At 65.4% G+C, this 11,268-nt stretch carries 7 protein-coding genes; 6 read left to right on the plus strand and 1 reads right to left on the minus strand.

Annotation, left to right across the window (positions count from 1 at the left end; all coding sequences use genetic code 11):
• Positions 1 to 34 precede the first annotated feature (34 nt).
• The 6 genes from CG471_RS09910 (at position 35) to CG471_RS09935 (ending at position 10,112) form a co-directional block, all read left to right on the plus strand.
• On the plus strand, positions 35 to 2,500 hold the full coding sequence (locus CG471_RS09910) for a glycogen/starch/alpha-glucan phosphorylase (protein WP_099231761.1): 2,466 nt from the start codon (positions 35 to 37) through the stop codon (positions 2,498 to 2,500).
• Between the two features lie 39 nt (positions 2,501 to 2,539).
• Positions 2,540 to 4,714 (plus strand): 1,4-alpha-glucan branching protein GlgB, encoded by a 2,175-nt coding sequence (gene glgB, locus CG471_RS09915; protein WP_099231762.1) that lies wholly within the window; start codon positions 2,540 to 2,542, stop codon positions 4,712 to 4,714.
• Positions 4,715 to 4,762: 48 nt separating this feature from the next.
• On the plus strand, positions 4,763 to 6,022 hold the full coding sequence (gene glgC / locus CG471_RS09920) for a glucose-1-phosphate adenylyltransferase (RefSeq protein ID WP_099231763.1): 1,260 nt from the start codon (positions 4,763 to 4,765) through the stop codon (positions 6,020 to 6,022).
• 8 nt (positions 6,023 to 6,030) lie between these two features.
• Positions 6,031 to 7,482: a glycogen synthase GlgA gene (glgA, locus tag CG471_RS09925; RefSeq protein ID WP_099231764.1), complete on the plus strand. Its 1,452-nt coding sequence runs from the start codon at positions 6,031 to 6,033 to the stop codon at positions 7,480 to 7,482.
• Positions 7,479 to 9,383 (plus strand): glycogen debranching protein GlgX, encoded by a 1,905-nt coding sequence (gene glgX, locus CG471_RS09930; RefSeq protein ID WP_099231765.1) that lies wholly within the window; start codon positions 7,479 to 7,481, stop codon positions 9,381 to 9,383. The genes glgA and glgX overlap by 4 nt, the downstream gene beginning before the upstream one ends.
• 96 nt (positions 9,384 to 9,479) lie before the next feature.
• The gene (locus CG471_RS09935; RefSeq protein ID WP_099231766.1) at positions 9,480 to 10,112 is read left to right on the plus strand and encodes a PaaI family thioesterase; all 633 of its coding nucleotides are present in this window, start codon (positions 9,480 to 9,482) and stop codon (positions 10,110 to 10,112) included.
• A 121-nt stretch (positions 10,113 to 10,233) separates the two neighbouring features.
• Here CG471_RS09935 and CG471_RS09940 read toward each other — a convergent pair.
• Positions 10,234 to 11,268 (minus strand): Gfo/Idh/MocA family protein (locus tag CG471_RS09940; RefSeq protein WP_099231767.1); only part of this gene is annotated, 1,035 nt, incomplete at its 5' end.

Raw genomic sequence — 11,268 nt, forward strand, 5'->3', positions numbered from 1 at the left:
TCATCCCGGTGACTCATAGAGGGAGATCCCGGCCATGAATCTCAAGGGCGAGACGCAGCTTCCCAAGCCGGCACCCCGGCAGGTTGATCCGCAAATTCTGGCCCATGAGATTGTCGAGCGATTGACCTATCGCATCGGCAAGGATGCCAAGGCGGCCAAGCCGCATGACTGGCTGCATGCCGTCATCCTCTCGATCCGCGACCGGGTGATCGATGCCTGGATCGAGTCCACCCACAAAACCTATGAAGAGCAGGGGCGGCGGGTCTATTATCTGAGCCTGGAATTCCTGATCGGCCGGCTGATGCGCGATGCCGCATCCAATATGGAGATGCTGGACGATTTGCAGGCCGCGCTCGACTCGCTGGGCGTCGACCTGGACCTGATCGCCGCGCTGGAGCCGGATGCGGCGCTGGGCAATGGCGGCCTGGGGCGCCTCGCCGCCTGCTTCATGGAGAGCATGGCGACGGTCGACATCCCCGCCTATGGCTATGGCATCCGTTATGTGAACGGCATGTTCCGGCAGGAGATCAGCGACGGCTGGCAGGTGGAATTGCCGGAAAACTGGCTGGCGCACGGCAACCCCTGGGAGTTCGAGCGGCGCGAGGCGAGTTACGAGGTCGGGTTCGGCGGGCGCGTCGATCCGGCCGAGTGCGAGAATTGCGGCCCCTATCAGATGAGCTGGCGTCCCGCCGAACGGGTGATCGCCACCCCCTATGACACGCCGATCGCCGGCTGGCGCGGCAAGCGGGTCAATACGTTGCGCCTGTGGGAGGCGCAGCCGATCGATCCGATCCTGCTCGACAAGTTCAATGCCGGCGACCATCTGGGCGCGCTGTCCGAAAGCAACCGCGCCGAAGCATTGACCCGCGTCCTCTATCCTGCCGACAGTTCGCCGGCGGGGCAGGAATTGCGGCTGCGGCAGGAATATTTCTTCTCCTCCGCATCGTTGCAGGACATTGTCCGGCGGCATATCCAATATTTCGGCGATGTCCGCACCCTGCCGGACAAGGCGGCGATCCAGCTCAACGATACCCATCCGGCAGTGTCGGTGGCGGAGCTGATGCGCATCCTGGTTGACGAGCATGGGCTGGATTTCGACGAGGGCTGGGACATTGTCCGCCGCACCTTCGGCTATACCAACCACACATTGCTGCCCGAGGCGCTGGAAAGCTGGCCGGTGCCCCTGTTCGAGCGGCTGCTGCCCCGGCACATGCAGATCGTCTATGCCATCAACAGCCGCTTGTTGGGCGAGGCGCGCAAGTCCGGCCAGTTCGACGATCATGCCATCGGCACCATCTCGCTGATCGACGAGGGCGGCGAGCGGCGGGTGCGGATGGGCAATCTCGCCTTTGCCGGATCGCACAGCGTCAATGGCGTGTCGGCGCTGCATACCGACCTGATGAAGGTCACGGTCTTCGCCGACCTGCACAAGCTCTATCCGGCGCGGATCAACAACAAGACCAACGGCGTCACTTTCCGCCGCTGGCTGATGCAGTGCAATCACGGCCTGTTCGAACTGATCCGCGAGGCGATCGGCGACCGCTTCATGGACGATGCCGAGGCGCTGCGCGAGCTTGACAATTTCGCCGACGACACCGCCTTCCAGGAGCGGTTCCTGGCAGTGAAGCGCTTCAACAAGGTGGCGCTGGCCGACCTGCTGCGCAAGCGGATCAATGCGCGGATCGACGCCGACGCGCTGTTCGACATCCAGATCAAGCGCATCCACGAATATAAGCGGCAGCTGCTCAACATCATCGAGGCGGTGGCGCTCTATGACCAGATCCGTTCGCATCCCGAAAAGGACTGGGTGCCGCGGGTCAAGCTGTTCGGCGGCAAGGCGGCGCCCAGCTATCATAATGCCAAGCTGATCATAAAGCTGGCGGGCGACGTGGCCCGCGCGATCAATCATGATCCGTCGGTGCAGGGGCTGCTGAAGGTGCAGTTCGTGCCCAATTACAATGTCTCCATGGCCGAGATGATGATCCCGGCGGCGGATCTGAGCGAACAGATTTCGACCGCGGGCATGGAGGCGTCGGGCACCGGCAACATGAAGTTCGCGGTCAATGGCGCGCTGACCATCGGCACGCTGGACGGCGCCAATGTCGAGATGCGCGATCATGTTGGCGAGGATAATATCGTGATCTTCGGCCTGACCGCGGCCGAGGTGAACCAGCGCCGGGCCGAGGGGTATAATCCGCGCGCGGTGATCGAACAGAGCCGGGAGCTGGGGCAGGCGCTCAATGCCATTGCCAGCGGCGTCTTCTCGCCCGACGACCCCAATCGCTACAAGGATCTGATCCAGGGTATCTACGACCATGACTGGTTCATGGTGGCGGCCGATTTCGACAGCTATGCCGCCGCCCAGCGCCGGGTCGATGGCATCTGGCAGGATCAGGCATTGTGGGCGAAGAAGGCGATCCACAATGTCGCGCGCATGGGCTGGTTCTCGTCCGACCGGACGATCCGCGAATATGCCGCCGACATCTGGAAGATGGGGTGATAAGAATGGCCGCTATCGGCGGAGACGGGAGATAGGAGCGTGCTGACGCCGGAGCAGATCGACCGGCTGGTCGAAGGGCGGGAGGCCGATCCCTTCGCGACGCTTGGCGTGCACCCGGCCGATCCTGACAGCGGCAAGACCGGCTTTACCGCCTGCGTGCTGCTGCCCGACGCCGTCAGCGTCAGTGCGCAGACGCTGGATGGCAAGCCGGTCGGTGAACTGGCGCTGATCCACCCGGCTGGGCTGTTCGAGGGCAAGGTCAAGATCCGCAAGCGCCAGCCGCTGCGCTATGAAGCGCAATATGCCGATGGCGGCCGCTATGCGACGATCGATCCCTATGGCTTTGGCCCGGTGCTGGGGCCGATGGACGATTATTATTTCGCCGAAGGATCGCACAAGCGGCTGTTCGAGAAGCTGGGCGCGCATCCGATGGAGCATGAAGGGATTGCCGGCACCCATTTCGCGGTCTGGGCGCCCAATGCCCGGCGCGTGTCGGTGGTCGGCGACTTCAACCGCTGGGACGGGCGGCGCGCGGCGATGCGGCATCGGCAGGATGCGGGCGTGTGGGAAATCTTCCTGCCCGAAGTGGGTATCGGCCAGCCCTACAAGTTCGAGATTGTCGGGCCGGACGGCGTGGTGTTGCCGCTCAAGGCCGATCCCTTCGCCTTCCGATCGGAACTGCGCCCGTCGACCGCGTCGATCGTCAACGGTCCGCCGGAGCATATATGGGGCGATGCGGATCACCGCGACCATTGGCAGAAGGCCGATGCGCGACGCCAGCCCATCTCCATCTACGAAGTGCATGCCGGGTCATGGCAGCGCGACGAGCATGGCGATTTCCTGCACTGGGATGCGCTGGCGGAGCGGCTGATCCCCTATGTCGTGGGCATGGGCTTCACCCATATCGAGTTCCTGCCGATCAGCGAATTTCCCTATGATCCGAGCTGGGGCTACCAGACGCTGGGCCTTTATGCGCCGACCGCGCGCTTTGGCGATCCGGCGGGCTTTGCCCGCTTCGTCGATGGTGCGCACCGGGCGGGGATCGGCGTCCTTCTCGATTGGGTGCCGGCGCATTTTCCGACCGACGAGCATGGCCTGGCCCGGTTCGACGGCACCGCGCTTTATGAACATGCCGATCCGCGCAAGGGGTTCCAGCCCGACTGGAACACGGCGATCTATAATTTCGGTCGGCGCGAAGTGGCGGAATATCTGACCAACAATGCGCTGTTCTGGGCCGAGCGCTATCATGTCGACGGGCTGCGGGTCGATGCGGTCGCGTCGATGCTCTATCTCGATTATTCGCGCAAGCCCGGCGAATGGATACCCAACGACCATGGCGGGCGCGAGAATGTGGAGGCGGTCGCCTTCCTCCAGGGGATGAACAAGGCGCTCTATGCGGATTCTCCCGGCGTGATGACGATCGCCGAGGAATCGACCAGCTGGCCGCAGGTGTCGGCGCCGGTGCATCAGGGTGGCCTCGGCTTCGGCTTCAAATGGAATATGGGCTTCATGCACGACACGCTGCGCTATCTGGCGCGCGAGCCGGTGCATCGGCAGCATCATCATGACGACATCACCTTCGGCCTGCTCTACGCCTTCAGCGAGAATTTCGTGCTGGCGCTGAGCCATGACGAGGTGGTGCATGGCAAATCGTCGCTGCTGCACAAGATGGCGGGCGACGACTGGCAGAAATTCGCGACGCTGCGGGCTTATTATGCCTTCATGTGGGGCTATCCCGGCAAGAAGCTGCTGTTCATGGGACAGGAGTTCGCCCAGCGCGCCGAGTGGAGCGAGCAGCGGGCGCTCGACTGGAACCTGGTCGACCATGCGCCCCATCATGGGGTGCAGTTGCTGGTCGGCGATCTCAACCATCTCTATCGTTCGCGCCCGGCGTTGCATGCGCGCGATTGCGAGGCGGAAGGGTTTGAATGGGTGCTGGTCGATGGCGCGGCGGACAGCGTCTTTGCCTGGCAACGGCGGGCGCCCGGCCACAAGCCGATCGTCGTCATCAGCCATTTCACGCCGGTGCTGCGCCATGGCTATCGTATGCGGCTGCCCGTGGGCGGTCGCTGGCGCGAGATACTCAATAGCGATGCTTGCGAATATGGCGGCAGCGGTGCCGGTAATATGGGCGTGGTCGAGGCCGATGAGAGCGGATGGGCGAACATTACCATCCCGCCCTTCGGAACCTTGATGCTGGAACTGGACTATTGATACCGAGGAACGCGTGCAGGCGGTCGCGGGCATGAGAGAGGAGCCCTAATGCAACAACGCAATCAGCCGATCGCGCGCGACGCCATGGCCTATGTGCTTGCCGGCGGACGCGGCAGTCGCCTTGCCGAGCTGACCGACCGGCGGGCCAAGCCGGCGGTGCATTTCGGCGGCAAGGCGCGGATCATCGACTTTGCCCTGTCCAATGCGCTCAACAGCGGTATCCGCCGCATCGGCGTCGCGACCCAGTATAAGGCCCACTCGCTGATCCGTCATTTGCAGCGCGGCTGGAACTTCCTGCGGCCCGAGCGCAACGAGAGCTTCGATATATTGCCCGCCAGCCAGCGTATCTCCGAAAGCCAATGGTATGAGGGCACGGCCGACGCGGTGTTCCAGAATATCGACATCATCGAAAGCTATGCGCCGGAATATATGGTCATCCTGGCCGGCGACCATGTCTACAAGATGGACTATGAGCTGATGCTGCAACAGCATGTCGACAGTGGCGCAGACGTCACCGTCGGCTGTCTGGAGGTGCCGCGTCTGGAGGCTGTCGGCTTTGGCGTGATGCATGTCGACGAGGCGGACGTGATCACCGCCTTTGTCGAAAAGCCCAAGGATCCGCCCGCCATTCCCGGCCAGCCCGACATGGCGCTGGCTTCGATGGGCATTTATGTCTTCCGCACCCGCTTCCTGATCGAGCAATTGTTGCGCGACGCCGACGACAAGGACAGCAAACGCGATTTCGGCGGTGACATCATCCCCTATATCGTCAAGCACGGGAAGGCGGTGGCGCATCGCTTCTCCAGCAGCTGTGTGCGGGCGGAAAGCGAGCTGGTGCCCTATTGGCGCGATGTCGGCACGATTGACGCCTATTGGCAGGCCAATATCGACCTGACCGACGTTGTGCCGAGCCTCGACCTTTACGACCGCAGCTGGCCGCTCTGGACCTATTCGGAGGTCACGCCGCCGGCCAAGTTCGTCCATAACGAGGATGGCCGGCGCGGATCGGCGACCAGTTCGCTGGTGGCGGGCGGCTGCATCGTGTCGGGCTCCTCGCTGCATCGCAGCCTGCTCTTTTCCGAGGTGCGCACCCACAGCTTCTCGTCCATCACAGAGAGCGTCATCATGCCCAATTGCGTGATCGGGCGCGGCGCGCGGCTGCACAAATGCGTGGTGGATTCGGGGATCAGCATCCCGCCGGGCCTGATCATCGGCGAAGACCCGGCCTTTGACGCGCAGCATTTTCGCCGCACCGACAGCGGCATATGCCTGGTGACGCAGCCGATGATCGATCGGCTGGTGGCCTGAAACGAAGGATGAAGATGAAGCTTCTGTCGGTTGCGTCCGAAATCTATCCGCTGATCAAGACCGGGGGGCTGGCCGATGTCGTCGGCGCGCTGCCCGGCGCGCTGGCCGGCCATGATGTCGAGACCCGGACGCTGGTGCCGGGCTATCCGTCGGTGCTGTCAAAGCTGGGCAAGGCCAAGGCGGTGCGCCGCTATGACAAGCTGTTCGGTGCCCCGGCGACAGTGCTGGCGGGGAAGGTCGGCGACCTCGACCTGCTGGTGCTGGATGCGCCCGATTTCTTCGCGCGCGAAGGTGGCCCCTATGGCGACCATGGCGGCAATGACTGGGGCGACAATTGGCGGCGCTTTGCCGCGCTGGCGCGGGTCGGGGCGGACATTGCGGCGGAGGGCGTGAAGGGATGGGTGCCCGATATCGTCCATGTCCATGACTGGCAGGCGGCGATGACGGCGGCCTATATGCGCTTTGGCCCGGCCCATGCCGTGCCGCGCGTCGTCACCATCCATAACCTGGCCTTTCAGGGGCGGTTCGGGCCGGAGATATTTGCTCAGCTGGGCCTGCCGGCCGAAGCCTGGGGCATGGATGGCGTCGAATATTATGGCGGCACCGGATTCCTGAAGGCGGGGCTGGTGTCGGCCGATGCGATCACCACGGTCAGCCCGACCTATGCCGAGGAAATCCGCTCGCCGGTCCATGGTATGGGGCTGGACGGGCTGATCAACGGACGCAGTGACAAGCTGCACGGCATATTGAACGGCGTCGATACCGACATCTGGAACCCGGCCGAGGATGAACTGATCGCGCGGCGCTATAGTGCGCGCGCCCTGAGTGGGCGCAGCGCCAACCGGCGGGCGCTGGAAAAGCGCTTCGGCCTGCAGCGTGACGATGCGCCGATCTTCGTCATCATCAGCCGCCTGACCTGGCAGAAGGGCATGGACCTGATGATGGGGGCGATCGACCATCTGGTCGGGCTGGGCGCGAAACTGGCGGTGCTGGGATCGGGCGATCATGCGCTGGAGGGCGGCTTCCTGGCGGCGGCGGACCGGCATCGCGGCCGGGTGGGCGTGCAGATCGGCTATGACGAGCCGCTGTCGCATCTGTTGCAGGCGGGTGGCGACGCGATCCTGATCCCGTCGCGGTTCGAGCCGTGCGGCCTGACCCAGCTTTATGGCCTGCGCTATGGCTGCGTGCCGGTGGTGGCGCGGGTTGGCGGTCTGGCCGATACGGTGATCGACGCCAATGAGGCGGCGGTGAGTGCGGGCGTGGCGACCGGCATCCTGTTCGCCGGCGACGATCCGCTGGCGCTGCATGGTGCGATCGCGCGGACGGTGCGCCTGCATGGCGAGCCGGAAGCCTGGCAGGCGATGCAGCGCGCGGGGATGCGCGCCGATTTCAGCTGGACCCACAGCGCGGCGCGCTATGCGGCCCTCTATCGCAGCCTGCTGGGGCGCGAAGCCGCATGAGCGCGGGCGGGTTCGGGCCGGTGATCGATGCCGGCGGAACCCGCTTTGCCGTCTGGGCGCCGGAGGCGCCGCAGTTCTGGCTCTGCCTGTTTGATCAGGACGACCGGGAAACTCGCCTGCCGATGGCGCGGGGGGAGGAGGGCGTCTGGCAGGTCCATGCGCCGGGCGTCGACGTTGGTGCCCGCTATGGCCTGCGCGCCGATGGTCCTTATGATCCCGATCGCGGCCTGTGGTTCGATCCCGACAAATTGCTGCTCGATCCTTATGCGCCGGCGATCGATCGGGCCTTTGTCCATGACCCGATGCTGGCCTCGCCGCGCGGGCAGGGGGAAGATACCGCGCCGCTGATGCCCAAAGGGGTGGTCGCCGCGCCGCTGCCGGCCGTCGCTTCGGCGCCGCCGCAGTTCCAGCCGGGCGGGCTGATCTACGAATTGCAGGTGCGCAGTTTCTCGCTGCTGCATCCTGACGTGCCCGAGGCGCAGCGCGGCACGATCGCCGCGCTCGCCCATCCGGTGGTGATCGATCATCTCCAGAAGCTGGGCGTCGGCGCGGTCGAGCTGATGCCGATCAACGCGTGGATCGATGAGCGGCATTTGCCGCCGCTCGGCCTGCGCAATGCCTGGGGCTATAATCCGGTCAGCTATTTCGCGCTCGATCCGCGACTGGCGCCCGGCGGGCTTGCCGAATTGCGCGATACGGTGGCAGCGCTGCACGATGCGGGGATCGGCGTGATCCTCGACATGGTCTATAATCATGACGGCGAAAGCGACAGGTTGGGGCCGACCTTGTCGCTGCGCGGCCTCAATGCCCGTGCCTATTTCCGGCATGAGGCGGACGGGCGGCTGATCAACGATACCGGCACCGGCAACAGCGTGGATTGCAACCAGGTGATGGTGCGCCGGCTGATCCTGGAATCGCTGCGCCGTTTCGTGGTGCAGGCGGGGGTCGACGGCTTCCGTTTCGATCTGGCGCCGGCACTGGGGCGGCTCGCGGATGGGTTCGACCGCGATGCGCCGCTGCTGGCGGAGATGCGCGCCGATCCGGTGCTGGGCGACCGCATCCTGATCGCCGAGCCATGGGATATCGGGCCGGGCGGCTATCAACTGGGCCGGTTCGGGCCGCCCTGGCTGGAATGGAATGACCGCTATCGCGACGACATGCGGCGTTTCTGGCGGGGCGACGCTGGCACCATCGGTGCCTTCGCCACGCGGCTGGCGGGATCGTCGGACCTGTTCGAGGGCATCACCCGCAGCGTCAATTTCCTCGCGGCCCATGACGGCTTCACTTTGGCCGACTGCACCGCCTATGCGGACAAGCATAACCTCGCCAATGGCGAGGACAATCGCGATGGCCATGGCGAGAATTTCAGCTGGAACAATGGCGTGGAGGGGGTGAGCGACGATCCGGCGGTGGTTGCGGCGCGGCTGCGCGACATCAAGGCGCTGCTTTCGACCCTCTTCTGCTCGCGCGGCACGATCATGCTGACAGCGGGCGACGAGTTCGGGCGCAGCCAGATGGGCAATAACAATGCCTATGCGCAGGATAATGGCATCAGTTGGATCGAGTGGGACGCGCGCGACCGGGAGATCGAGGCCCATGCCTTTGCGCTGGGGCAATGGCGGCGGCGTTGTGCCGAACTGACCGACGTGGCGCTGCTGGGCGAGGGCGATGTCGTCTGGCTGGACGAGGGCGGTCAGCCGCTGAGCGTCGCCCAATGGGAAGACCCCGCGCGGCGGCGGCTGGTGCTGCATTTCCGGGCGTCGGGCCTCAGCCTGTGCATCAATGGCGCGGAGGGCGATTTTCTTTTCGAGTTGCCCGACGGTCCCCTGATGGTGCCGGGGCGCAGCGTGATGCCGCAACGCCGTAGCGTTATCCCGGAAGGCGTGGCCGAGCCCGATTGATGCGCGGCGATCCAGCCGTCATCCTGCCCGTCGATCGGGGGCTTCCTTCGCCCGCCAAAGCATGGCTAAGCAGGGGCAAAGGGAGCAGGACGACAGATGACGGAAGCAGGATCGGCGGCAGGACCGGGAGCGGACGAGGAACGGGATCTGCTGGGCGGACGCTGGCTGACGGGCGATACGCCCTATGGCGCGATGATCGACCGGTTGCGCGATTTCCTGGATCATGTCGCGGCGGCCAAGCTGGACGACGCTACGGCGCAGGCGCTGGACGCGGACCTGGCCGCCTGGACGCAGCGGCTGACGCCGATGGTGGCGGACGAGGCGCATCGCATGTTCGGCCGGGTGCGCGATGCGCCGGGCCATGGCCAGGTATTTGCGCCGGCCTTCATCCCCGATCAGATGGGCGACGATTCGCTCCATGCCCGCGTCACCTTTGGCGCCTTCCATCTGGGTGCCAATTATGCCGCCCATGGCGGCGCGGTGGCTTTGCTGTTCGACGAGATATTGGGCCTGCCGGCGAATATGAGCGCGCAGCGCATGGCGCGCACCGCCTATCTGCACGTCAATTATCGCGCGATCACGCCGATCGACAAGGAATTGCAGGTCAGCGCCTGGGTCACCAAGGTCGAGGGGCGCAAGCGTTTCGTGCGGGGCGAATTGCGGGATGGCGACATAGTGTGCGCCGACGCCGAGGGGCTGTTCATCGAATTGCTGCCGCATCAGCAATAAGGCGGGAACCATCGTGGCACTGGCCCGTTCTGTTGCATGAGGCCGCCGCACTTCCCCCCGCTCGGGCGGTCTCGCAGATCGGGCCCGTCGACATCCCCCCGTCGACGGGCCTTCTCTCTTTTCAGGACATTGTAACGAGCGCGCCGTCCTGCGCGGCGGACTGGCGGATCGCGTCGAGTAGCGCCATGGCCGCGACGCCATCATGGAAGGTCGGAACCGGGACGCCATCGGGCATGGGGCGCCCTTCGACGCCGGCGCGCAGCGCTTCGCACAGGCGGATGAAGGGGGCGAGTTCGAACAGCATCGCCGCCTTGCGCGGATCGTCGCTCTCGACCGGCGGCAGGTGGAGGTCGGCATCGACCGGCAGGTCGCGCACGCCATCGCGGTCGGCGATCCTGACCACGCCCTTGTCGACCCAGAGCGTGCCATGGGTGCCGGCGACGCGGCTCACATTCTCGGACGGCCCCCAGACCCCGGCACTGTGCTGGAGCACGCCCTGCGCGCCATTCTTCATGCGGAAGCGGAGGATATAGCTGTCCTCCGCCGCGTCGGCCAGGCGATCCGATACGGTGGGCAGGGTGGCGCTGAGGCTGTCGACCTCGCCCAGCCAGACGCGCAACTGGTCGACCAGATGCGAGCCATGGGCGCCGAGCCAGCCGCCGCCTGCGCCGGGATCGAACCACCAGGCGGGCATGCGCGCGGCGGGATCGGCGACGATCGGCAGGACGCTGGACAGGGTGACATAGCGCGGATCGCCGATCAGCCCGTTGGCGATGGCGCGGCCGATCATCGCGCGATCGGGTGCCCAGCGAAACTCGTTGCCGATCAGGTGCGTGATGCCGGCCTGCTCCGCCGCCGCCAGCATCGCGCGAGCCTCGGCCAGGTCGGCGGCCATCGGCTTTTCGCAGAGGATGTGACAGCCGCGCTCGATCGCGGTCAGGGCGAGGGCGGCATGGGTGGCGGGCGGCGTGGCGATCGTCACCGCGACCGCGCCGGTGCGCTCGATCGCTTCGTCCAGATCCGTGAAGATGTCAGCGATGTTGACAGCATCGGCGCGCCGTCGGGTGCGGTCGGGATCCGTGCCGACCAGTCCCGCCACCTTGAACCCGGCAGCGCGCAGTGCGGGGACATGGATGCGGCAGCCAAAGCCGGTGCC

Source organism: Sphingobium sp. IP1 (genome assembly GCF_002708645.1).
GTDB classification, from domain to species: Bacteria; Pseudomonadota; Alphaproteobacteria; order Sphingomonadales; family Sphingomonadaceae; genus Sphingobium; species Sphingobium yanoikuyae.

Excerpts from the sequence above, each read along its gene's own strand:
- glgX (WP_099231765.1), top strand. The coding sequence starts at position 7,479 with ATGAGCGCGGGCGGGTTCGGGCCGGTGATCGATGCCGGCGGAACCCGC.
- CG471_RS09910 (WP_099231761.1), top strand. The coding sequence starts at position 35 with ATGAATCTCAAGGGCGAGACGCAGCTTCCCAAGCCGGCACCCCGGCAG.
- glgA (WP_099231764.1), top strand. The coding sequence starts at position 6,031 with ATGAAGATGAAGCTTCTGTCGGTTGCGTCCGAAATCTATCCGCTGATC.
- CG471_RS09935 (WP_099231766.1), top strand. The coding sequence starts at position 9,480 with ATGACGGAAGCAGGATCGGCGGCAGGACCGGGAGCGGACGAGGAACGG.
- glgC (WP_099231763.1), top strand. The coding sequence starts at position 4,763 with ATGCAACAACGCAATCAGCCGATCGCGCGCGACGCCATGGCCTATGTG.